This is a genomic window from Paractinoplanes hotanensis (assembly GCF_023717965.1).
Taxonomy (GTDB): domain Bacteria; phylum Actinomycetota; class Actinomycetes; order Mycobacteriales; family Micromonosporaceae; genus Actinoplanes; species Actinoplanes polyasparticus.
Genome location: NZ_JAMQOL010000012.1, coordinates 79,193 through 101,009 on the forward strand (window position 1 = coordinate 79,193; position 21,817 = coordinate 101,009).

23 protein-coding genes are annotated in these 21,817 nt (G+C 72.1%); 11 read left to right on the forward strand and 12 right to left on the reverse strand.

Features of this window, described 5'->3' with window-relative positions; all coding sequences use genetic code 11:
- Window positions 1–3 precede the first annotated feature (3 nt).
- The 5 genes from LXN57_RS10155 to LXN57_RS10175 all read right to left on the reverse strand — a co-directional run bounded on the left by LXN57_RS10155 (window position 4) and on the right by LXN57_RS10175 (window position 4,788).
- Window positions 4–1,026, reverse strand: a complete 1,023-nt coding sequence (locus tag LXN57_RS10155) for a nitroreductase family protein (RefSeq protein WP_251797778.1) — start codon at window positions 1,024–1,026, stop codon at window positions 4–6.
- The gene (locus LXN57_RS10160; protein WP_251797779.1) at window positions 1,023–2,078 is read right to left on the reverse strand and encodes a hypothetical protein; all 1,056 of its coding nucleotides are present in this window, start codon (window positions 2,076–2,078) and stop codon (window positions 1,023–1,025) included. The genes LXN57_RS10155 and LXN57_RS10160 overlap by 4 nt, the downstream gene beginning before the upstream one ends.
- Window positions 2,075–2,521 (reverse strand): DUF4188 domain-containing protein, encoded by a 447-nt coding sequence (locus LXN57_RS10165; protein ID WP_251797780.1) that lies wholly within the window; start codon window positions 2,519–2,521, stop codon window positions 2,075–2,077. The genes LXN57_RS10160 and LXN57_RS10165 overlap by 4 nt, the downstream gene beginning before the upstream one ends.
- Window positions 2,518–4,056: a phenylacetate--CoA ligase family protein gene (locus tag LXN57_RS10170; protein WP_251797781.1), complete on the reverse strand. Its 1,539-nt coding sequence runs from the start codon at window positions 4,054–4,056 to the stop codon at window positions 2,518–2,520. Before LXN57_RS10170 ends, LXN57_RS10165 begins: the two co-directional genes overlap by 4 nt.
- A gap of 72 nt (window positions 4,057–4,128) precedes the next feature.
- Complete coding sequence (locus LXN57_RS10175; RefSeq protein WP_251797782.1) at window positions 4,129–4,788, reverse strand: hypothetical protein; 660 nt, start codon at window positions 4,786–4,788, stop codon at window positions 4,129–4,131.
- 123 nt (window positions 4,789–4,911) lie between these two features.
- On the opposite strand from LXN57_RS10175, the gene LXN57_RS10180 reads away from it, so the two are divergent.
- Both LXN57_RS10180 and LXN57_RS10185 read left to right on the forward strand, forming a co-directional pair.
- Window positions 4,912–5,358: an Hsp20/alpha crystallin family protein gene (locus tag LXN57_RS10180; RefSeq protein WP_251797783.1), complete on the forward strand. Its 447-nt coding sequence runs from the start codon at window positions 4,912–4,914 to the stop codon at window positions 5,356–5,358.
- Between the two features lie 50 nt (window positions 5,359–5,408).
- Window positions 5,409–5,708: a hypothetical protein gene (locus LXN57_RS10185; RefSeq protein WP_251797784.1), complete on the forward strand. Its 300-nt coding sequence runs from the start codon at window positions 5,409–5,411 to the stop codon at window positions 5,706–5,708.
- Window positions 5,709–5,723: 15 nt separating this feature from the next.
- Here the strand turns inward: LXN57_RS10185 and LXN57_RS10190 are convergent, their stop codons facing one another.
- Window positions 5,724–5,996 (reverse strand): hypothetical protein, encoded by a 273-nt coding sequence (locus tag LXN57_RS10190; protein ID WP_251797785.1) that lies wholly within the window; start codon window positions 5,994–5,996, stop codon window positions 5,724–5,726.
- Window positions 5,997–6,113: 117 nt separating this feature from the next.
- Window positions 6,114–6,401 (reverse strand): hypothetical protein, encoded by a 288-nt coding sequence (locus tag LXN57_RS10195; protein WP_251797786.1) that lies wholly within the window; start codon window positions 6,399–6,401, stop codon window positions 6,114–6,116.
- Window positions 6,402–6,541: 140 nt separating this feature from the next.
- Between LXN57_RS10195 and LXN57_RS10200 the strand changes: the two genes are divergently transcribed.
- Together LXN57_RS10200 and LXN57_RS10205 are read left to right on the forward strand one after the other, a co-directional pair.
- Window positions 6,542–7,246 (forward strand): ThuA domain-containing protein, encoded by a 705-nt coding sequence (locus LXN57_RS10200; protein WP_251797787.1) that lies wholly within the window; start codon window positions 6,542–6,544, stop codon window positions 7,244–7,246.
- Window positions 7,216–8,316, forward strand: coding sequence for a Gfo/Idh/MocA family protein (locus tag LXN57_RS10205; RefSeq protein WP_251797788.1), 1,101 nt, complete (start codon window positions 7,216–7,218; stop codon window positions 8,314–8,316). Before LXN57_RS10200 ends, LXN57_RS10205 begins: the two co-directional genes overlap by 31 nt.
- A gap of 39 nt (window positions 8,317–8,355) precedes the next feature.
- Here LXN57_RS10205 and LXN57_RS10210 read toward each other — a convergent pair whose 3' ends face one another.
- Both LXN57_RS10210 and LXN57_RS10215 read right to left on the reverse strand, forming a co-directional pair.
- Window positions 8,356–9,027 carry a class F sortase gene (locus LXN57_RS10210; RefSeq protein WP_251797789.1) on the reverse strand — a complete coding sequence of 224 codons (672 nt, stop codon included), beginning with the start codon at window positions 9,025–9,027 and terminating at the stop codon, window positions 8,356–8,358.
- Window positions 9,024–9,854 (reverse strand): DUF4397 domain-containing protein, encoded by an 831-nt coding sequence (locus LXN57_RS10215; RefSeq protein WP_251797790.1) that lies wholly within the window; start codon window positions 9,852–9,854, stop codon window positions 9,024–9,026. The genes LXN57_RS10210 and LXN57_RS10215 overlap by 4 nt, the downstream gene beginning before the upstream one ends.
- A gap of 159 nt (window positions 9,855–10,013) precedes the next feature.
- Between LXN57_RS10215 and LXN57_RS10220 the strand changes: the two genes are divergently transcribed.
- The 5 genes from LXN57_RS10220 (at window position 10,014) to LXN57_RS10240 (ending at window position 14,986) form a co-directional block, all read left to right on the forward strand.
- Window positions 10,014–10,592 carry an RNA polymerase sigma factor gene (locus tag LXN57_RS10220; RefSeq protein ID WP_251797791.1) on the forward strand — a complete coding sequence of 193 codons (579 nt, stop codon included), beginning with the start codon at window positions 10,014–10,016 and terminating at the stop codon, window positions 10,590–10,592.
- Window positions 10,546–11,274, forward strand: a complete 729-nt coding sequence (locus LXN57_RS10225) for an anti-sigma factor (protein ID WP_251797792.1) — start codon at window positions 10,546–10,548, stop codon at window positions 11,272–11,274. Before LXN57_RS10220 ends, LXN57_RS10225 begins: the two co-directional genes overlap by 47 nt.
- 82 nt (window positions 11,275–11,356) lie before the next feature.
- On the forward strand, window positions 11,357–12,010 hold the full coding sequence (locus LXN57_RS10230) for a fasciclin domain-containing protein (RefSeq protein ID WP_251797793.1): 654 nt from the start codon (window positions 11,357–11,359) through the stop codon (window positions 12,008–12,010).
- A 116-nt stretch (window positions 12,011–12,126) separates the two neighbouring features.
- The gene (locus tag LXN57_RS10235; protein WP_251797794.1) at window positions 12,127–14,508 is read left to right on the forward strand and encodes a glycoside hydrolase family 65 protein; all 2,382 of its coding nucleotides are present in this window, start codon (window positions 12,127–12,129) and stop codon (window positions 14,506–14,508) included.
- A 10-nt stretch (window positions 14,509–14,518) separates the two neighbouring features.
- Window positions 14,519–14,986, forward strand: coding sequence for a GNAT family N-acetyltransferase (locus tag LXN57_RS10240; RefSeq protein ID WP_251797795.1), 468 nt, complete (start codon window positions 14,519–14,521; stop codon window positions 14,984–14,986).
- Between the two features lie 158 nt (window positions 14,987–15,144).
- On the opposite strand, the gene LXN57_RS10245 is transcribed toward LXN57_RS10240, so the two are convergent.
- Window positions 15,145–16,023, reverse strand: a complete 879-nt coding sequence (locus LXN57_RS10245) for a DMT family transporter (protein ID WP_251797796.1) — start codon at window positions 16,021–16,023, stop codon at window positions 15,145–15,147.
- 72 nt (window positions 16,024–16,095) lie between these two features.
- Between LXN57_RS10245 and LXN57_RS10250 the strand changes: the two genes are divergently transcribed.
- A complete protein-coding gene (locus LXN57_RS10250; protein ID WP_251797797.1) occupies window positions 16,096–17,025 on the forward strand; it encodes a LysR family transcriptional regulator in 930 nt (309 codons plus the stop codon).
- On the opposite strand, the gene LXN57_RS10255 is transcribed toward LXN57_RS10250, so the two are convergent.
- Window positions 16,977–17,657: a response regulator gene (locus tag LXN57_RS10255; RefSeq protein WP_221379168.1), complete on the reverse strand. Its 681-nt coding sequence runs from the start codon at window positions 17,655–17,657 to the stop codon at window positions 16,977–16,979. The two genes, LXN57_RS10250 and LXN57_RS10255, sit on opposite strands and share 49 nt — an antisense overlap.
- Complete coding sequence (locus tag LXN57_RS10260) at window positions 17,654–19,393, reverse strand: sensor histidine kinase (RefSeq protein WP_251797798.1); 1,740 nt, start codon at window positions 19,391–19,393, stop codon at window positions 17,654–17,656. The genes LXN57_RS10255 and LXN57_RS10260 overlap by 4 nt, the downstream gene beginning before the upstream one ends.
- Window positions 19,394–19,567: 174 nt before the next feature.
- Here LXN57_RS10260 and LXN57_RS10265 point away from each other — a divergent pair, with 174 nt between their 5' ends.
- Window positions 19,568–21,766, forward strand: coding sequence for an MMPL family transporter (locus LXN57_RS10265; RefSeq protein WP_251797799.1), 2,199 nt, complete (start codon window positions 19,568–19,570; stop codon window positions 21,764–21,766).
- Window positions 21,767–21,817: the final 51 nt, after the last annotated feature.

The following is a 21,817-nucleotide window of genomic DNA, read 5'->3' on the forward strand; positions in this document are numbered from 1 at the left end:
TCTTCACGAGCGGTTGATCCGGTCGCCAAAAAGTATGCGCACCCGCGCCGGCGAATACCCTGAATGTGGCAATTGTGACGGAGGTTGCACCGCTGCTTCTCCCCTCCCGTCCGTGCGGGCCGGGAGGCGGGATGATCGGGCCGCCTCGTGCCGCGGGTAGCCGACGCGGAAGACCGCCAGCGGCGTCGCGCCCACCCGGCCGGCCAGGCGGGCCGCGGTGGCCGGGCAGTCCAGCAGCTGGCTGAGCGGGTGGACGGCCAGCCCGAAGCGGGCCAGCCGGAGCCAGGTCCGCAGCAGGCGACGGCCCGCGTCCCGCGGATCGTCGCCCCGGTCGGTCAGGACGAGCACACTTCCGTCGTACCGCAGAAGGCTCTGCCCGCTCGCCGCGAGCAGGGCGGGAAGGCCGAGCTGCCGGGTCAGGGGGTAGGCGCGCAGCGCAGCCGACAGCACCCGCGCCTCGAGGCGGCTCAGTCCGAGCGCGCGGTCGGTCAGCCCGTCGCGGTCATAACGCGGGTCGCGCGGGTTCAGCCGCAGCCAGGCGCGCAGCTCGCGGGCTACCGGCGGGGTGCCGAACATCCAGCGGTCGGCCTCGGCCAGATCGCCGGCCAGGGCGCGGCTGCGGACGTGCACGATCCCGGGCTCCAGACCGGCCAGAACGACCAGATCCAGGAGTCCGGGCTCGTACGGTCCCCGGTTCACCCGCCGCGCCTCGATGTCGGCGCGGTGGAAGATCGTGTCGTAGCGCTCCGCCGCCGGCACCAGCCGGATCCGCCGCGGATCGCTGAGGTCGCAGGCGACCGGCAAGCCGGCGTCGGCCGCGACGATGAGACAGGTCTCGGCGAACGCGCCCAGCCCGAGCGCCAGGTCCCGGCCGGACGGGTCCGAGCCGGGCAGGGACCGGTCCGGGTCGGCGCCGATGACGATCTCGTCGTCGCGGTAGTCGATGGTCCAGGGCTGCGTGTTGTGCGCGCTCGGCGCCCGCCGGAACAACGCCTCGCGCTCCCGCAGGACGGAAACCCACGTCATGCCGCACCTCGCTCGAAGAAGGTGTACCCGTGCAGGGGCCGGCCACCGGCGCGGCGGTAGGACGCGGCGGACGCGGCGTTGTCGCGCTCCACGAAGGTGCTGCGCAGCGTCCGGTAGCCGTTCGCCTCGAGGTGACGGTGCACTTCGCGGCTCAGCAGCGTCACGTAGCCCCGGCCCTGCGCGCCGGGAACGGTGCCCTTGATGACCAGCACCGCGTCCCGGCGGTAGCGCGACCGGGTGGCGAGCAGCCGCAGCTGCTCGACCGGGCCGAGCCGGCCACCGGTGCGCATCAGGAACTCGGAGATGTCCGGGACAGCGACCACGAACGCCACGGGCCGGCCCGCCTTCTCCAGCCAGAGCAGCAGGCCCTCGTCGAGCAGGAAGGCCAGGCCGTCGGTCTGCTCGGCCAGCTGATCGGCGGAGATCTCGGTGTAGTAGCCGAGCCGGGCGAAGCTCGCGTTCAGCATCTCGCGCAGGATGGGCAACTGGTGGCGCAGCCCGCGGCGCGAACCGTGCCGGATCACCAGTCGCTCGGCGGCGATCCGGCTGTCGTCGAACGTGTGGGCGGCGGCCGAGCCCGCTACGTCGACGATCCAGGTGTCGGCCTCGAATCGGCGGGTGAAGCCGTGCCGCTCGTACAGGGCCGGGTAGTAGGCCGGGTTCCACGCCGAGTCGACAAAACCGCGCGACGTGAAGCCGCTGGTGATGACGCCGCCGGTCTGGTTCGGCAGCAACGCCACCGGGCCGAACAACGTGCGCCCGCCGGCGTCGCGGGTCACGACGTCCACCAGCGTCGCGAACACGGCGTCGTCGTCGATGAACTCGGTGTGCCCGAAGAGCTGGCACGCGCCGAACGCCTCGTCGCGGTGCGTGCTGGTCCGCCCGACGACCCGGCCCCGGCTGTCGCGCACCACATACAGCGTCGCGGTCCGCGCGTGCCGGGCGATGACCGGCGCCGGCAGGGGAACGTAGAGGTCGCGAGGATGCAGCCGCAGTGGCAGCTGACAGAAGTCGCGGAGGTCAGCCCGGGTACGGACCGGAGTGGCCTTCACGAGCGGTGCACCGGCGGACCGGCGTCCTCGGTGGACAGTGGCGTCCACGTCGGCATGTGCGACAGGCTGCCGTCCTCGGCGCGCCACGAGCCGTTGCTGTAGCCGTGCGGCTCGGCGGTGAACAGGCGGATGAAGCCGGCCGTCGCGTTGCCGGCGCCCTCGTCGGTGAGCCAGCACATCAGATCGCGGTGGTGGCGGCTGCGGGCGAACTTGAGCATCGCGTCCTGGTCGCTGAAGAAGGCGATGGTGCCGATGGTGTACGGGAACTGGTAGTACACGGTGTGCCAGCGGTACCCGGCCATGCGCTTCATCTGCCGCACCATCGGGAACCAGGCGCGGATCGTGTGCAGCATCGCCAGCGGCCCGGAGTAGCGGGTGGCCCCGATGAACATGGCGGTCGCCCGCCCCTGCGGCGGGGCGGCGGTGAAGTCGGTGGTTCTCATGCGGTCCCCTTGATGAGGTAGACGTTCTTGAGCTTGGCGGCCGCGCCGGCGAACGGGCCGGCGCCGTGCTCGTGGACGGCGACCCGCAGATCGGCGGCGGACGGGTCCTCGGCCAGCGACTCCGCGAAGTCCCGGCTCGACGCGGTCAGGTGGGCCAGCACGCCGGTCCGGCAGGTGTCGGCCAGCAGGTCGCGTCGCGCGGCCTCCAGGCGTACGCCGGAACGCAGTTGAAGGTGGACGGTGGGGCGGCTCTCGAGCCGGTCGTCCTGCACCAGCTCGAGGCAGAAACCCTCGAGCAGATGGGCGTACGGGTTTCCGTCGTACAGCCCGTACTCGATGTCCTGGGGGTAGATGTTGGCCCCCATGTACGAGATCGTGCTGTCCTTGCGCCCGAACAGGAACAGCAGCGGCAGGCGCATCCCGTCGACCCGCATCGCCGCCTCCGCCTCGGCCCGCGCCGCCGGATCGGCGATGGCGGCCAGCACCTCGGGCAGCGTGGCCAGCCGGCCCTCGTCGCCGATGTTGTAGCGCACCTTCGGATTCACCACGGAGGTCGAATTGATCGTGCAGAGGATCTCCGAGTCGGCGGTGATCTCCAGGTAGGTCTCGAGCGGGTTGTACTGGAACACCATCGGCAGCCGCTGCTCGTCCGGACCGAGCAGCTCGGCGCGGAACCCGGCGTCGGCGCGCAGCCGGCGGCGGACCCAGACGCTGAGGTCGGTCTCGCCGGCCATGCCGATGGTGAGGTCGCTGGCGCCGTAGCCGGAGCGGACCTTCAGGAAGCGCTTCTCGAGATAGTCGCGCAGGGCCTCGGTCATCCCCTCGCCGCCGACGAGCCCGGAGATCCGGTACTCCGGCCACGGGAACCGCTCGGCGTCGAGCTCGTCGAGCAGGCGCTTGAGAAAGGGCGGGTACGCGGTCACCACGTACTCGAAATCAGGCCCGAAGTGCCGCAGCGTGTCGATGATCTTGCGGATGTCCGGCCCGGTGTTCTTCACCATGGCGATCCGCGACATCGCGATGCCGGTGTTCGTGCCGGTCGCCCACGCCCCCATCGAATAGGCGTTGATGACGAACCGCCGCTTCGCCGGAAAGATCATGGTGGCGTACGCGGCCAGGTTGCGGTGCACCGCCCGCAGTTCGGCCCGGCTACGGACCCAGTTGAACGGCTGCCCCGACGACCCGGACGACTCGTCGACCACACTGCCCGCGATCTCGAGCCGCCCGTTGCGGCACCGCTCGTGCTCCGGATACGCCTGCACGTACGAGGCCTTGCCGGTGGGCGGGTAGCTCTCGAGGTCGAACCAGCGGAACTCCCACCCGCCACGCCGCAGGAAGTCGCCGTAGGCGGGCACGTCGAGCGCCGCGAACTGACACGTCATCCAGGCGTTCAGCCGGGCGAAGCCGGCCATCCGCGGCCGGTAGTGGCGTGCCATGAGGCGCCACACCGCGGGATGCGCCCGATAGAGCGCGTAGATGCCGCTCAGCGCGTAGCTGCCGAGCCGCAGCGTCCATTGCCGGAAGGTCGAGATCACGGGTATGACGCTAGGGATTCCGCACCCCGCGCCACTTCCCCGCGCCTACTCAACCCTTCTGAGTACGCGGCCTCAGTTCGCCGGCCGGTCAGGGTTCCGGCGTCCGGGCACCTTCGGACGGTCGCGGTGGCGGCGGCGGATCCAGGCCGCCTGCTCGGTGACCGCGTCGATCTGGGCCGCCAGCTCCGGATGCCCGGGAAGGTGGGGCTGGGTGTCGGCGAGCAGGCCGGGCAGCGCCGAGGCGTCCGGGTCCCCCAGTGCCCCGTGCAACCGGCTGACAGTTTCGGTTGCCGCGTCGTCGAGATCGGTGAGGCCCACGACCTGTCCGGCCAGCCGCCTCAGGTCGGCGGTGTTGTCGTTGGCCCATCGCGTGACGGCGCGGCGGGCGGCGCGGCGGTCGCGTTCGGCCTGGACCCGATCGTCGCGCGTGGCGCCCGGCGCCCCGGTGCCGGCCGACGTGCTGCGCAGGTAGCGGCGCTCGGCGGCCTGCCGGCTGGCCACGCCCAGCGCCGGAGCGAGGCTCTGCCAGGAGACGCCGGCGGCCCGAGCGGCCGTGACGAGCTCCGGTTCGATGGCGGCCAGCTCGGACTGCGCCCACCGCAGCAGGCTCAGGGCGTCGAGCAGATCGGCCGGACTGACCTCGTCGGGAGCCCGCCGGACCGACTCAGCCGTGGCAGCGAGCGCTGCCGTGACCGCTGCGAGGTCGCGTCCCGCGGTGGCTGCCTCCGTCATGCCGACCCCTCCTGCCACCCTGTCATCGTTGCGACGACATTCCTCTTGTCATCGTTGCGATGACGTGGTACGAAAACAGTAACGCGCATTGACCCCAAGGTCGAGACCGCAGGAGGTGGCACGATGTTGATGCGCAGCGAACCCTTCACCGAGGTCAACCGGCTCGCCCAGCAGCTGTTCGGCGCCGCGCCGTCCGGCACCTGGTCCCGCCCGACGACGATGCCGGTCGACGCGATCCGCAACGGCGACAACTTCGTGATCGCCTTTGATCTGCCCGGCGTCCAGGCCGACGACATCGACATCGACGTGGAACGCAACGTCCTGACCGTGCGCGCCGAGCGCCGCCCCATCGACCTGGGCGATCAGGCCGTGACGCAGTTGACCGAACGGCCTCTCGGCGTGTTCTCCCGGCAGTTGTTCCTGGGTGACGCCCTCGACACCGAGCACATCGACGCCGCGTACGAGAACGGGGTCCTCGTTCTGCGGATCCCGATCGCCGAGAAGGCCAAACCGCGCAAGGTCGCCGTGACGGCCGGTCAGACCGGGGAGCAGAAGGTCATCACCAGCTGACCTGACGGCTCGTCAACTTCTGGTCCGGATCAGACGACGGGTGGTGAAGCATGATCGACAATCTCGAGGTGCGGGCCCGGACCGCGTTGTCCCCGGAGTGGGACCACGGGTTCGACGAGGCGTTCGCGGAGCTCGTCACCAGCGACCCCGACCTGGTTCAGGCGGAGTTCGACGACCTCATGGCCGCGTCGTGGCCCGGCCGGTCCGGCCCCGCACAGCCACCGGAGCCGCCCGCACCCACCGAACGTTCGGCTCTGCCGCCCGGCACCTCATCGCCGGAGCCGCCGGCGGCACGGCCGGACGAGGAGGCCACCGGCCACGTCACCGACGATCGACATCCTCCGCCGTGATCCGCGCGGGTCGGTCTATCGGTGTTCGTCCACGATGGCGGCCGCCACGGCCTGCAGCTGCGCGGCGTCCGGCGTGAAGCCGGCGGCGATGTCCGGGTGCAGGCCGTCCTTCGTTTCCACCAGCAGTTCCTGGGCCACCTGCTGAACGCTCTCGCCGGAGTAGCTGTCCTCGACGGTGTGCGTGGCATGCTGCAGGGCCGAGGTGAGCTGCTGCTCCAACGGCTCCTGCAGTTTCTGTTCCACCGGGCCCAGGGACTCGCTGTCCAGGGTCACGCGCGGGTTGATCATCGTCGGCTCCAGCCAAGCGGTTCCAGTGCGGCGGCGAGAACATGCCCGGAAGATCCAGCGCCCAATCGGCACTCGCGGAAGTTCACGCTCACGGGCGATTCCGGTGTCCTTCGACGGTCAGAACGGGGGCGCGTCCTGGCCCATCAACGCCAGCGTGACGCCGTTCTTGCCGGTCTTCAGATTCTGGACGACCACCTTGCCGGTGCTGCCGTCGGGCAACTCCAAGGTGAAGGTCTTTCCGACCGCGTTCTTCGGAATGTTTCCGGGGCCGTTCGCGGGCCGGAAATCGCCGGCCCACGGCGGAATTCCGCCCTTGCGCGCCGGCTCGGTGAAGAGCGCTGCGGTGCCGGCCGTCCGGGTGCCGTCCGCGGAAAGGAGTGTCGAGGCGCTGCGAAAGGTAGCCATATGCGGCAAGGATATCGCGCCGGGGCCCATTCGCAGCACAAGAGTTGCGTGTCAATCTTCCGGCCGGTCTCACCGACCCGTCGTCCCCGCCGCCGGCCCGCTCATCGACCGCAAGGTCATGTCTGTGGTAAGCGTGGGGGATGCCTGACGCTCTGGTGGTACGCGGCGGCTGGGAAGGTCATCGGCCGGTCGAGGCCACCGACCTGTTCCTGCCGTTCCTGGCCGACAACGGATTCGAGGTCCGGGTCAGCGACTCGACGACCGTCTACAGCGACCCGGCGGTCATGGCCGCGACCGACCTGATCGTGCAGTGCGTGACCATGTCGTCGATCGAGCAACAGGAACTGGCGGGGCTGCGGGCCGCGGTGGCCGCCGGCACCGGCTTCACCGGCTGGCACGGCGGCATCGCCGACTCGTTCCGCGCCTCGTCGGACTATCTGCAGCTGGTCGGTGGCCAGTTCGCGACCCATCCCGGCAAGGATCCGGCCGCGCGGGTGGGCGACGAGACCGACAACTTCCTGACCCACACGGTGGACCTCACCGCGGCCGGCCGGGAGCATCCGATCACGGCCGGGCTCGACGACTTCGAGCTGACCACCGAGCAGTACTGGGTGCTGCACGACGACCTCATCGATGTCCTCGCCACCACCACCCATGCCGTCCAGCCGTGGCATCCGTGGCAGCGCCCGATCACGTCACCGGCCGTCTGGACCAGGCAGTGGGGTCAGGGCCGGATCGTCGTCACCACACCCGGTCACAGCCTCGACGTCCTCCGGCACCCCGGCGTACGAACCGTGATCGAGAGGGGAATGCTGTGGGCGAGCCGCACCGCGTCGGGATCGTAGGCACCGGGTGGATCTCCGGCGCGTACCTCGAGACGCTGGGTAACCACCCGGCCGTGACCATCGCGGCGGTGGCCGACCTCGACACCTCGCGTGCGGCCTCGGTCGCCGCCGGCATCCCCGGCTGCCGCGCCCTGCCGGTCGACGACCTCCTGCGGGAAGACTCCATCGCGACGGTTCTCAACCTGACGATCCCGGCGGCGCACGCTTCGATCGCGCTGGCCGCCATCGCCAGCAACAAGCAGGTGTACGGCGAGAAGCCGCTCGCCGCCGACATGCCCGCAGCCGTCTCGCTGCTGGAGCGAGCCGCCGCATCGGGTGTCGAGGTCGGCTGTGCCCCCGACACCGTGCTCGGCACCGGTGTGCAGACCGCCCGGGCCGTCATCGACGCCGGCGTGATCGGGCAACCGCTGTCCGCCGTCGCGGTGATGGCGACTCCCGGGCACGAACGCTGGCATCATCAGCCCGACTTCTACTACCGGCCCGGCGGTGGCCCGCTGCTCGACATGGGCCCGTACTACCTGACCGCCCTCGTCCACCTGCTCGGCCCGGTCGCCGCCGTCACCGGCGCCTCGTCCCGCCGGCGCGACACGCGCGTGATCGGCTCCGGTCCGCGGGCGGGTGAGCGGATCCCGGTCACGGTCGACACCCACGTGTCCGGGATCCTGCACCACACGAGCGGCGCCCTCTCCACGATCACCACCAGCTTCGACGCCGTCCGCACCACGGCCGCCCCGATCGAGGTGCACGGCGAGACCAGCACCCTCGCGGTGCCCGACCCCAACCTGTTCGCCGGCGACGTGCGCCTGTTCGAGCTGGGCGCCGCCGAGTGGCGCAGCGTGCCCCCGTCCGCCGGCTACGCGGACGCGGCCCGGGGCATCGGCCTGCTCGACATGCTCACCACGCCGTCACCCCGGGCGAGCGGCGCGCTGGCCCTGCACGTCCTGGACGCCATGACGTCGCTGCTGCGGTCGGCCGAGGAGGGCCGCCGCATCGAGCTGACGACGACGACCGAACGGCCCGACCCGGTTCCCCTGGTTCCGGCCGCGACGTGGCGCCGCTCCCCCGCCTGACCGTTTCGCGGGCCTCGAACGGGTCGGCCGGAGCGGCACTCACCGGCGGGCGGCGGCCGTGATCACCACGTTGTCGCGGTAGTGCCGGGTCTTCGGATCGAACGGCCCGCCGCAGGTGATCAGCGTGAGCCGGGCGGTTCCGTCGCGGGCGAAGTACTTGTCCAGCGGGATGGCCGTCTTGCGGTACCGCTCGCGGGCGATCACCTCGAAGACACGCTCCTTCCCACCCGGACCGGTCAGGGCCACGGAGTCCCCGGCCTCGAGGGCCCCCAGGCGGAAGAAGGCGCCCTTGCCCTCGGCCGCGCTGTCCACGTGCCCGGCGACGACGATGGAGCCGGCCTTCGCCGAGAAGCCCGGCCCGTACCGGTACCAGCCCACCCGGTCGACGCTCGGCGGGACGGCGAACTCGCCGGTCGCGGCGTCGATGCCGACGGCGTCGACGGTCGCGTCGAGGTCGAGGGCGGGGATGCGAAGCCGGGCCGGCACGTCAGCGGCGGTGCTCTTCGGCGGGGCGCCGTCCTGGATCGCGACGTCGGCCGCCGCCGGCGGCGGCGAGGACGCGGGAGTGGTGACGGGCGGGGCGCCGAAGTCGTCCGCCGGTTGCGACTGGCAGGCGACCGTGCCCGCGGTGACGGCCAGGGCCAGACCGAGCAGTACGAGGGGAAGGGCACGCCCCGGACGGGTCCGGGGCGTGCCGCGATGCGAGTTCATCGACGTCCGGTCACCAGCCGCGCGAGGCCGAACAGGGCCAGCAGGATGCCCACGGCGCCGGCCCCGTACAGCGGCAGGTTGCCGTTGCCGTTGCCGTCGGCGCGGCCGCCGTCGCCGCTGGGCACGCCGCCGGGCGCCGAGTGCAGCCCGGCGATCGACTGCGACACGATGTCGAGGGTCTCGTCCTCGGCCGAGCCGACCGCGTACACGATGGTCGCGGTGCCTTCCTTGAGGTCGAGGTCGGCCGGGCCGAGCACCCGGGTGTCGGTGCCGGCCAGCACGACGTCGGCCGAGACCGTACCCGCGTCCACGTCGGCCTTGCCCTCCTTGCCGTTGGTCACGCCCTCGAAGACCGGCTCGCCGCCGGCCCGGATGTCCACGGCCGGCGCGGCCGCGGCGTGCCGCACGATGAGCCGGGCCTTGCCCGCCGCCAGCTTGGCGGTGTCGTTGACGAACGGCGTCAGCGCCGGCTCGCCCTCGGCGTTGAGGTGGGCGACCAGGCTGATGTTGGCGTCGCCCGGCACCTCGGCGTTGTCGACCTTGAGCAGCGCGCTGCCGATGGCGTCGCCGGGCTTGGTCAGGGCGATGTCGTACTCGCCGGCGGGCAGGCTCAGCGGGCCCGCGACCTTGCCGGGCTGGAAGTCCGGGACGGTCTTCTCGCCGTTGACGTAGACGTCGACCGCCTGTCCGGGGATGCCGTGCACGACCGTCACCTGCGAGTTCGCCTTGGCATAGGCCGGCGAGGTGGCCATCGCGCCGAGGCCGCCGAGGGCCAGTAGGGTCACCGCGCCGAAAGCGGCGGCACGGCGGAAGGGCAGAATGCGCATCGGATCTCCTGTGCGTGATCGTCGTTGATTCGGTACGCCCGGTCCTTCGTCGCGGCGCCGGCGGGCGGATGCAGCCGGATCAGAAAACTTTCGGGTGCATCCGCCGGGAGCCCGGCGAACGAACCATCGGTGGAACCCCTATGCGCGGGAAGGAGGTCGATGAGCTCCGACGACGAGCTCGCCGAGCGGTTACGCGCCGGCGACGAGACGGCTCTGCGAGTGGCGTACGAGCGGCACGGATCAGCCGTGCTCTATCTGGCTCAGCGCCTGCTGGGTAACCGGGCCGACTCCGAGGACGTCACCCAGATGACATTCGTGGCCGCGTGGACCGGCCGGGACAGCTTCGATCCGCAACGCGGCACGATGCTGGGCTGGCTGCTCGGCATCGCGCGGCGCAAGGCCGTCGACCGCCTGCGGTCCGCGTCGCGGGAACAGCGGACGACCGAAACTGTTCAGGCCCAGCAGACGGCGCCGGACACCGACGAGACACCGGAACGGATCGTGGACCGGCTCGTGGTCGCCGACGAGCTGGGCCGGTTGCCCGACGAACAGCGACGCACACTGGAACTGGCGTTCTTCGACGATCTCACTCATCCCCAGATAGCGACCGTCACCGGACTGCCACTGGGCACGGTCAAGAGCCATATCCGGCGTGGAATGGCCAACCTGCGACGCCGTTGGGAGGTGGACGGTGCAACATTTGGATCCCGATCGGCTGGTCCTTCTCGCGCTCTCTGAGGAGATCGAGGAGCTGAACGAGTCCGATCATCTGGCGCAGTGCGAGGGCTGCCGCCACGAGATACAAGCTCTGCGCCACGTCGCCGAGGTCGGCTCGCAGGCTCAGGATCTGCGCGAGCTGCCGCCCCCACCGGAGCATGTCTGGTCGGCCATCGAGGCCGGGATAGCCGGTTCGACCGCGCCCGCCGCGCCGGCCGCACCGGTGATCGACATGGCGGAGCGACGCGTACGGCGTGACCGTTCGCGGTCACGCTGGCTGATGCCCACCATCGCCGCGGCGGCGGCGGCGGTTCTCGCTGTGGCCGGCACGGTGGCCGTCGACCGGTTCACCGGCCGTCAGCAGACCGGGCCGGTGACGGCCCGGGCGACGCTGACGCCGTTGAAGGAGGTGCCGCCCAACGCGGGCGGTGACGTGCGGGTGCTGTCCGACGGGCAGCTGCGGATCGACGTCCACAACCTGCCGCTGACCACGGGCTTCCACGAGGTGTGGCTGCTCGACCCGGACAACCCGGGCAAGATGGTGGCCATCGGCAGCCTGACCGACCGGCCGGACGCGGTGCTGCCGGTGCCCCCGGGCACCGACCTCAACCGCTATCGCCTGGTCGACATCAGCGACGAGCCGCACGACGGCGATGTCACCCATTCGGGTCGCAGCCTGCTGCGCGGAACTCTCACTTCTTAGGTGCATCCAAACGGCGTGACCGGAGCGAAGACGGGGTGGTGGCGACGCAGCCACCATCCCGTTTCCGGAAGGACGCACGTAGATGAGGATCACCCGAGCCGGCCGGCGCGCCGCCGCGGTCGCGACCGCCGCCATCGTCGCCTCCGCTCTCTCCGCCGCCCCGGCCGCCGCGCACGGCAAGACCAAGCCGCTGGGCACGAAGTCCCTCGCCGCGGTGCTGACCGCCGACAAGAGCGGCTTCGACCGCAACGGCTACGACTACGACATCCTGACCGCCGCCGTGCTGGCCGTGCTCAAGGCCAAGCCGTCCAGCCCGGTCAAGGTGCTGGCCGACGGCAAGACCGCCGTCACCGCCTTCATCCCCAACGACCGTGCCTTCCAGAAGCTGGTCGCCGACATCCAGCACTCCAAGCGGCTGCCGGGCGAGAAGGCGGCCTTCACCGCGGTCGCCGGGCTCGGCATCAACACCGTCGAGTCGGTCCTGCTCTACCACGTCGTCCCGGGTGCCACGATCACCCGCAAGGCGGCTCTCAAGGCCGACGGGGCCAAGCTCAAGACGGCCGCCGGCTCGACCGTCAAGGTCGACGTCTACGGCCACTGGCACAAGCGGATCGCGCTGATCGACGCCGACCGCAGCGACCGCAACCCGCGGGTGATCCGCTTCGACCTCAACAAGGGCAACAAGCAGATCGCCCACGGCATCGACCGGGTCCTCCGCCCGATCAACCTGCCCTGACCCGGGCCCGCCGGAGCTGACGGGGGTGGGCGCGCACCGGCGCCCACCCCTCCGCTCGCGGCAGCCGGGACGCTGCAGCGTTTGACCAGGGCCCGGCCAGGCCTGAGGGTAGTGACATGGTCGCCGACGCGTTGTTCCCGGTCGAGCCGTGGCAGGTGCGCGAGCCCTCGCTGAGCATCGGCCGGCTCGCCCAGTCCGAATCCGTGTTCGCCCTGGCCAACGGTCACATCGGGCTCCGGGCCAACCTCGACGAGGGCGAGCCCCACGTCATCGCCGGCACCTACCTCAACTCGTTCTACGAACAGCGGCCGCTGCCCTACCCGGAAGGCGGCTACGGCTATCCGGAGCAGGGTCAGACCGTCGTGAACGTCACCGACGGCAAGCTCATCCGGCTCCTGGTCGACGATGAGCCGTTCCATGTGGCGCACGGCCGGCTGATCGCCCACGAACGGACCCTGGACCTGCGCGACGGCGTGCTCCGGCGGTCCGTCGACTGGGAGTCCCCGGCCGGGCGGCGGGTGCGGATCCGCAGCTCCCGCCTGGTGTCGTTCACCCAGCGGGCGGTGGCCGCCGTCGCCTACGAGGTCGAGGCCGTCGGCCAACCGATGCGGATCACCGTCCAGTCGGGCCTGGTGGCCAACGAGGAACAGCCGCACGAGTCCTCCGACCCCCGCGTCGCGGCCGCGCTCGACCGCCCGCTCGAAGCGGTGGGACAGGACACCGAGCAACACGGCGCGGTGCTGTTGCACCGCACCCGGGTCAGCCGGCTGCTGATGGGCGCCGGCATGGACCATGTCGTCGAGGCGCCCGGCGACTACGACGAGGAGACCGACGTCCGCGCGGACTGGGCCCGCACCACCGTTGTGACCGTCCTGCAGCCCGGCGAAAGCCTGCGCATCACCAAGTTTCTGGGCTACGCGTGGAGTTCCTCGCGCTCCCCGGAAGCCGTGCGCGACCAAGTGGCCGGCGCCCTCACCGGCGCGCGCTATGCGGGCTGGGACGGCCTGGCGTCCGAACAACGCGCGTACCTGGACGACTTCTGGGACACCGCCGACGTCGAGGTCGACGGCGACCCGGTGCTCCAGCAGGCGGTTCGCTTCAGCCTCTTCCACGTGCTCCAGGCCGGCGCCCGTGCCGAACGGCGCGCCATCGGGGCCAAGGGGCTGACCGGGCCCGGCTACGACGGCCACGCCTTCTGGGACACCGAGGGCTTCGTGCTACCGCTGCTGACCTACATCGCCCCGCACGCCGCCGCCGACACGCTGCGCTGGCGGCACAGCATCCTCGGCCAGGCCCGGCACCGGGCCCGCACGCTGGGCCTGGCCGGCGCTGCCTTCCCGTGGCGCACGATCCACGGCGAGGAATGCTCGGCGTACTGGCCCGCCGGCACCGCGGCGCTGCATCTGAACGCGGTGATCGCCCGCGCCGTCGACCGCTACCGTCAGGTCACCGGCGACGACTCGCTGGACGAGGAGTGCGGCCTCGAGATCCTCATCGAGACGGCCCGGCTGTGGGTCTCGTACGGCCACCACGACGACGCCGGCGTCTGGCACGTCGACGGCGTCACCGGTCCCGACGAGTACAGCGCGGTCGCCGATGACAACCTCTTCACCAACCTCATGGCGGCCCGCAACCTGCGCGCGGCCGTCGCGGGCTGTGCCCGCCGGCCGGAGGTGGCCGCCCGCCTGGGCGTACGGCCGGACGAGACCAAGGCCTGGCAGGTGGCCGCCGACGCCGCGCACGTGCCGTACGACGAGCGGCTCGGCGTGCACCAGCAGTCCACCGGCTTCACCCGCTACGCCCCCTGGCCCTTCACCGGCGAGCACCCGGGCGAACCGCTGATGCTGCACGCGCCGTACTTCCAGCTCTACCGTCGCCAGGTGATCAAACAGGCCGACCTGGCGCTGGCCATGCACTGGTGCCCCGAGGAGTTCACCGCTGAGCAGAAGGCCCGCAACGTCGACTACTACGAGCGCATCACCGTCCGCGACTCGTCCCTGTCCGCGTGCACCCAGGCCGTGCTGTGCGCCGAGGTCGGCCACCTCGAACTGGCCCACGACTACGCCTCCGAGGCCGCTCTCGTCGACCTACGCGATCTGCACGGCAACACCGGCCACGGACTGCACCTGGCCTCACTCGCGGGCGCCTGGTCGGCCATTGTGGAGGGGTTCGGCGGCCTGCGCGAACGCGACGGCGTGCTCGCCCTGGACCCCCGGCTGCCCGAGGGTGTCACGGGCCTGAGGTTCCGGCTGCGGCACCACGGCCTGCGGCTGCTCGTCGAGGCCGGCCACCGGACCGTACGGGTGACGGTGCGCGACGGCGACGGCGATGGCGCCCGGCTGCCGCTCCGGCTCTACGACGAGTCCCTCTCGGTAGCGGCCGGCCAACCGGTGGAGCGCGACGTCGTGCCGCTGAAGCCGTTGCTACCGGCGCCTCAGCAGCCGCCCGGCTACGCGCCCGAGCGGGCAGTGCCGGATCCCCGTCCGGCGACTCGATAGGTTGGCGGCCATGACGGGCGTGCGGCTGGAACCGATGACTGAGGACGAGTACCGGCCGTGGCGGGCCGAGGCCGAGGCGCACTACACGCAGAGCGTCGCCGCGTCGGGGCGGCCGGCTGAGATCGCGGCCCGCAACGCCGCCGTCACCTTCGCGAATCTGCTTCCCGACGAGTACGCCACCCCCGACCACCACTTCTGGTACGCGTACGACGGCGACCGCCGGGTCGGCTTCCTCTGGATCAGGGTCACCGACGACACCGCGTTCGTCTACAACGTCGCCGTCGAGCCCGGCCTGCGCCGCCAGGGTTACGGGCGCGCCATCATGCTGGCCGCCGAGCGCTGGTGCCACGGCAACGGGCTGACCCGGATCGGCCTGCACGTCTTCGCCCACAACACCGGCGCCCGGGCCCTCTACGAGCAGCTGGGCTTCACCGAGACGGGCCGCAACCTGGCCAAAGACCTGCTCCCCCAGTCCTGAACCGCGTCAGTGCCCGACCTCCGCCCCGCGGTATCAGCGGTGGCTGTACAGGGCGATGCGATCGCTGCCGGCGACCAGGGTGGGGACCACGGGGAAGCTCTCGACGACCACCTGGACCGGGGTTCGATCCCGAGAAGCGCCTGGCGAGCGCCGGCGGATCAGACCGGGGTCAGCGCGCGATGGCCGGCCTCGACGCGCTGGCCGTAGTAGGTGCCGGCGAGGACGAGCGCGATCCCGGCCACGGCGACCGCGGTCAGGTGCTCGCCGGCGATGCCGACCCCGATCAGCACCGCCCACACCGGTTCGGTGCCCAGCAGCAGGCTCGCGCGGGCCGCCGACGTACGCCGGATCGCCCACAGTTGCACCAGGAACGCGAACACGCTGCAGCCCAGCGCGAGATACAGCACGCCGACCCAGTGAGCAGGCCCGAAGGCCCGCACCGCCGAGGGCAGGGTGGGCGCCGCAACGATCGTGAACAGGACCGCGCCGACCACCATCTGCAGCCAGGTGAGCGTCACCGTGTCGTACCGCCGGCCCTCCGTCAGCCGCCCGGACAGCGTGACGTGGGCCGCGCGGACGACGGCTGCCGCGAGCATCAGGGCGTCGCCGGCCGTCGGCGCGCGCAGGCCCGGGCCGGCGACGAGCAGCACCACGCCGGCGACCGCCACCGCGGCGGCCACGAAGAACCGGCGTGGCAGCCACCGCCGGCGCACCGCGCCCTCGAGCGCCGGCGTCAGCAGGATCGTCAGGCTGATCAGCACCCCGGCGTTGGTCGCGCTGGTCAGCGCCACCCCGTACGTCTCCAGCACCAGCACCGCCGCCTGGGTGAGGCCCAGCAGCGCCCCGACCCGCACCTCGGGCCGGCTCAGCCGCCGCCCGGCCATGGCCGGCGCCAGGGCGATCGCCGAGACTCCGAAGCGCAGGGCCAGCACGGCGAGCACCCCGCCGACCAGGACGAGGGTCTGCGCGGCCAGGTAGCTGCTGCCCCACACCACCGCCACGGCCAGCAACAACAGATCGCTCCGGCGTATCGACATGACCGCAGCCTGAAGCGGCCAGATCGTGAAGACAAGATGCCAACCTCTGAACCAACGGTGTAGTCATACCTAATGGATCTGCACCACCTGCGCCTGCTCAGGGAACTCGGCGACCGTGGCAGCGTCGCCGCCGTCGCCCGGGCGATGCACATCACGCCGTCGGCGGTCTCCCAGCAACTGCGGTCGCTGCAGCGCTCGGCGCGGGTGCCGCTGACCGAACGCCGCGGCCGTCGTCTCGTACTCACCGAGGCCGGCCGGGCCCTCGCCGCGGCGGCGATCGAGGTCTCCACCGCGCTCGACCGGGCCGGCCGGGCCGTGGACGCCTACCTCGACGACCCGGCCGCGCCGGTCACGGTGGCCGCCTTCCACAGCGCCGGGCTGACCTATTTCGGCCCGCTGATCGGCCGGGCCGGCCTGCCCCCGGTGCGGTGCTCGGACAAGGACGTGGCCCAGACCGGATTCCCGGCGCTGGTCGCCGACTACGACCTGGTGCTGGCCCACCGGCTGGCGCACAGCCCGTCCTGGCCGGCGGACCGTCTCACGGTCGTACCGCTGGTCCACGAGCCGCTGTACGTGGCCATGCCGGCCGGTCACCGGCTGGCTTCAGCGCCGTCGCTCACCGCCACCGACGTCGCCGGTGAGCCGTGGATCAGCGTCCACGAGGGGTTCCCGATCGAGGGAGTCCTGACCGCCATCGCGGCGATCGCCGGCCGGCCCCTCGACATCGTCCACCGGGTCAACGAGTTCACCGTCGTGGCCGCGATCGTGGCGGCCGGTGGCGGGCTCGCGCTGCTGCCCGGCTACACCAGCCGGCCCGATCCCGGCGTGGTGCTGCGGCCGCTGGCCGACCTGCCGGCCGGGCGGCACATCGACGTCCTCGCGCGTCCGGAGAGCCTGCACCGGGCCGCCGTGCGCATGGTCCTCGGCGCCCTCCACGAGATAGCGGCCGCCGGTCAGTCGCCGGGCAGCGCGTCGCCCGGGCGGACCACACCGCACTGGTAGGCGAGCACCACCAGCTGGGCGCGGTCACGGACGCCGAGTTTGGTCATCGCCCGGTTCACGTGGGTCTTCGCGGTCAGCGGCGACATGTGCAGCCGAACCGCGATCTCGTTGTTCGACAGGCCGTGCGCGACCAGGACCAGGACCTCGCGCTCGCGATCGGTCAGATCGTCCAGGGCGGGCGCCCGCGGGCCGTCCGGCCTGAGGTGGTCCAGAAAGCGGGCGACCAGGGCCCGGGTGGCTCGCGGCGAGAGCAGCGCCTCGCCGTCGGCCACCACCCGGATGGCGTTCAGCAGGTCTTCCGGTTCCACGCTCTTGCCGAGGAAGCCGCTCGCCCCGGCCTGGAGCGCCAGCACCACGTTGTCGTCGTTCTCGAACGTGGTGAGCACGAGCACCCGGACGCCGGCCAGGTTGTCGTCGGCCCCGATCAGCCGGGTCGCCTCCAGTCCGTCCATGCGCGGCATCCGGATGTCCATCAGGATCACGTCGGCCCGGGTCGTGCGGGCCAGGCCCAGCGCCTCGCGGCCGTCGGCGGCCTCGGCGACCACCTCGAACCCCGGCTCGGCATCGATGATCATGCGGAAGCCGGCCCGGATCAGCGCCTGGTCGTCGGCCAGCAGCACGCGGATGGTCACGCGGACCGCACCCGGCCGCGGGGCACGACTCCGCATCCCGGGGCCGTCTGCGGCGCCGGAGAGGCCACCGGCAGCACCGCCTGCATCCGGTAGCCGTCCCCCTCGTTGCTGACCACCTCGATCTCGACCGCGTCCGGCCGGTACCGCACGGCGAGCCGGACCGCTCGCACGCCGTGCCGGTGCGCCCCGGCCACGGCGTCGGCGATGGTCTCGTACGCGGCCCGGTCGCTCGCCATGGGCAGCGGCCGCGGTTCGCCGCGGACCTGAAGCTCCACCGTCATCCCGGTCGCCGCCAGCCGCGCCGGCAACTCGGGCAGCCCGCGCAGCCCGGGCAGCCCGGGCGCCGGCTCGTCGGAGATGCCGAGCAGGCGGGCCACGCAATGCAGCTCGGTGAGCAGGGAGTCCGACGCCCGCTGGATGTGGGCGAGCGACGGCGCCACCGGCTCGGGGCTCTCGAGCAGGCGCGTGGCCGCGCGGGTCTGCTCGACGACCGACGCCATGTGGCCGGTCACGATGTCGTGCAGCAGGCCGGCGCTGCGGGCCGGCTCGCGTGGTGCAGGGCCGAAGCGGGGCGCCGGCGCGCCGGCCGGCAGCACCGCCCGTACGCGGAAATCGCTGCCCGCCGGCCCCACGGTGAGAGTGCCGCCCGCGGATGCGGCGCGCTCCCGCATGCCCAGCAGCCCGTATCCGGAACCCAGCTCGGCCGCGGCCACGGGCAGCTGGTTGACCACCTCGATCTCGACCGCTTCCGGGGTGTGCCGCACGGTGAGCCGGGCGGCGCCGGCACCGTGCTTGTACGCGTTGGTCAGCGCCTCCTGCGCGATCCGGTACGCCGCCAGGTCGGCCACCACCGGCAGTTCCCCCGGCTCGCCGAGCTGACGGAACCGCACCGGAAAACCGGCCGCCGCGAGACCGGCCAGCAGGTCGGGCAACCGGGTGAGGCTGGGCGCCGGCTCGGTCTCGTCCGGCTCGTCCGCGCTGCGCAGCACGCCCACCACCGACTGGATCTCGGAGAGCACGCTGTTCGACGCCTCCCGGATGTGGTTCAGGGCGGGCGCCACCTGGTCGGGCCGGCGGTCGAGGATGTGGGTGGCCGCGCCGGCCTGCACGTTGATCACCGCGATGTGGTGCGCCACCACGTCGTGCAACTCGCGGGCGATGCGCAGCCGCTCCTCCGTGACCCGGCGGCGGGCCTCCTCCTCGCGGCTGTGCTCGGCGCGGTGGGCCCGCTCCTCCACTTCGCGGACGTACGCCCGGTGGGACCGGGCCGCGTCGCCCACCGCGGCCGCCAGGAAGACCCAGGCGAACAGTCCGAGCACGTCGGGGCGCAGCCACACGTCCCGGTTGAGCAGCACCACGGTCACATAGACCACCGAGGACGCGGCCAGCGCGCACAACCAGCCCCGGCGCCGGTCGGTGTGGGCGGCGATCGAGTACGTGATGACGCCCAGCGCCACGATCAGGCCGGGATTGTTGACCTCCTGGACCACGGCGGCGGCCGTGGCCGTGGTGGCGATCACCAGCGCGGTCATCGGCCGGCGACGGCGGCCCATGACGGCCACGAACGCCACCACCGCGATCAGCACGTCCCAGCCGTTCGGCCGGTGCGTGGACTCCGGCAGCGCCGCCTTGAACACCGCGGCCGCCAGCACCAGGGCGAGCACGAAATCGACCAGCAGCGGCCGCTCGGCGACCACGCGCCAGCGTCCCAGCAGGTGTCCCTCGGTCGTGTTCATCACGGCCGACCCTACGCCCGGCGCGTTCCGGTGGCGTCCTCCCGGCGTGGTACCGGGCACGGAGCCGGATACCGCAATTGTCGTAGACGGCCGTCTGTGGCTGGACGACGACTTCCGGCGCGGGTTTCGCGACTGTGGAACGGTCACTGACTCCGGCTGCCCGGGAGAACTCCGATGGCTACCTATCTGTACCGGCTCGGCCGGTTCAGCTTCTACCGCCGCAAGCTGGTCCTCGCGATCTGGCTGGCCATACTGGGCCTGCTCGGCGTGGGCGCGGCCACGCTGTCCGGCCCGACCTCGGACGACTTCGCCATTCCCGGCACCGAGGCCCAACAAGCTCAGGACCTGCTGAGCGAGCGCTTCGGCGAGTCACCGGCGGGTGGCGCCGAGGCACGGGTGGTGTTCGCCGCGCCGCCCGGCGAGAAGCTCACCGACCCGCAGAACCGGGGTGCGGTCGACCGTACTGTCGCCGCCTTGAAGACCGGGCCGCAGGTCGCTCAGGTGAGCGATCCGCTGGACGGCACCGTCAACGAGGGCAGCACGATCGCGTACGCCCGGGTCACGTTCAAGGTGCCGGCGGCCGAGGTGACGGACGCCGACCGTGAGGCGCTGCTGGCGGCCGCGGAGCCCGGGCGGGACGCCGGGCTGGCCGTGGAGACCGGCGGGGACGCCCTGCAGAGCGAACCCGAGCAGGGGCTCAGCGAGGTGATCGGCTTCGGCGTGGCCGCGGTCGTGCTGACCATCACCTTCGGCTCGCTCATCGCGGCCGGGCTGCCGCTGCTCACCGCCTTCCTGGGGGTGGCCGCCACGATGACCGGCATCCAGCTGGCGTCCGGCTTCTTCGACCTGAGCAGCAGCACGTCGACGCTGGCGCTGATGCTGGGCATCGCGGTCAGCATCGACTACGCGCTGTTCATCGTCTCGCGGTACCGGCACGAGTTGGCCGTGGGCCGGACCGGCGCGGAGGCGGCCGGGCGCGCGGTCGGCACGGCCGGGTCCGCGGTCACGTTCGCCGGGCTCACCGTGCTCGTCGCTCTGACGGCGCTGGCGGTGGTCAACATCCCGGTGCTGACGGAGATGGGTCTGGCCGCCGCGGGCGCGGTCGCGGTAGCCGTGCTCATCGCGCTCACCCTGCTGCCGGCGCTGGTCGGCTTCGCGGGCCGGCGCATCACCGGGCGCACCGGCCACACCCGGGACCTCGAGGCGGACGGGGACCGGCCCACGCTGAGCCTGCGGTGGGCCCGCGCGATCACCCGGCGGCCGATCCTGACCGTGGCGACCGCGGTCGCCGTGCTCGGGATCATCGCCGTGCCGGCGCTCGATCTGCGGCTGGGCCTGCCCGGCGACAACATGGCGTCGCCGGACACCACCCAGCGCAAGGCGTACGACCTGATGACGAGCGGATTCGGGGCCGGTTACAACGGTCCGCTGCTGGTCGTGGTGGACGCCGACGGCAGCCCCGACCCGAAGGCGGCGGCGACCGCGGCCGCCGACACCATCAAGGCCCTGCCCGGCGTGGTGTCGGTCAGCCCGCCGACGTTCAACGAGGCCGGCGACACCGCGATGGTGTCGGTGATCCCGGCCAGCGCGCCGGACAGCACCGAGACGACCGACCTCGTGCACGCGATCCGCGACGCCGACGCGGACCTGCGGGCGGACACCGGCGCCGACCTGTCCGTCACCGGCACCACGGCCGTCACCATCGACATCGCCGCCAAGATGGGTGACGCGCTGGTGCCGTACCTGGCGGTGATCGTCGTTCTGGCCTTCCTGCTCCTCACCCTGTTGTTCCGGTCGGTGCTGGTGCCGCTGAAGGCGATCGCCGGGTTCCTGCTGTCGGTGGTGGCCACGTTCGGCGCGGTGGTGGCGGTCTTCCAGTGGGGCTGGCTGGCCGACGTGTTCGGGGTGGAACAGACCGGCCCGATCGTCAGCCTGCTGCCGGTGATCCTCATCGGGATCGTGTTCGGTCTGGCCATGGACTACGAGGTCTTCCTGGTCACCCGGATGCGCGAGGAGCACGTGCACGGCGCGTCCCCGATCCAGGCGGTGACCGCCGGCTACGCGCACGGCGCCCGGGTGGTCACGGCGGCGGCGATCATCATGATCAGCGTCTTCGCCGGCTTCGTCCTGGCCCCGGACCCACTGATCAAGTCGATCGGGTTCGCCCTGGCCGCGGCCATCCTGCTCGACGCGTTCCTGGTCCGCATGACGATCGTCCCGGCGGCGATGGCCCTGCTCGGCCGGCGCGCGTGGGCGCTCCCCCGGTGGCTGGACCGGCTGCTGCCGAACGTCGACGTGGAGGGCGAACGGCTGCAGGACGCCGTGCCCGACGAGCCGCCGGCCCTGCCGCAACCAGTGGGTGCGGGCCGCTGACCGCCGGCGGGACCTGAGCGAAGGCACCGTCCGCGAACCACCCTGCGGACG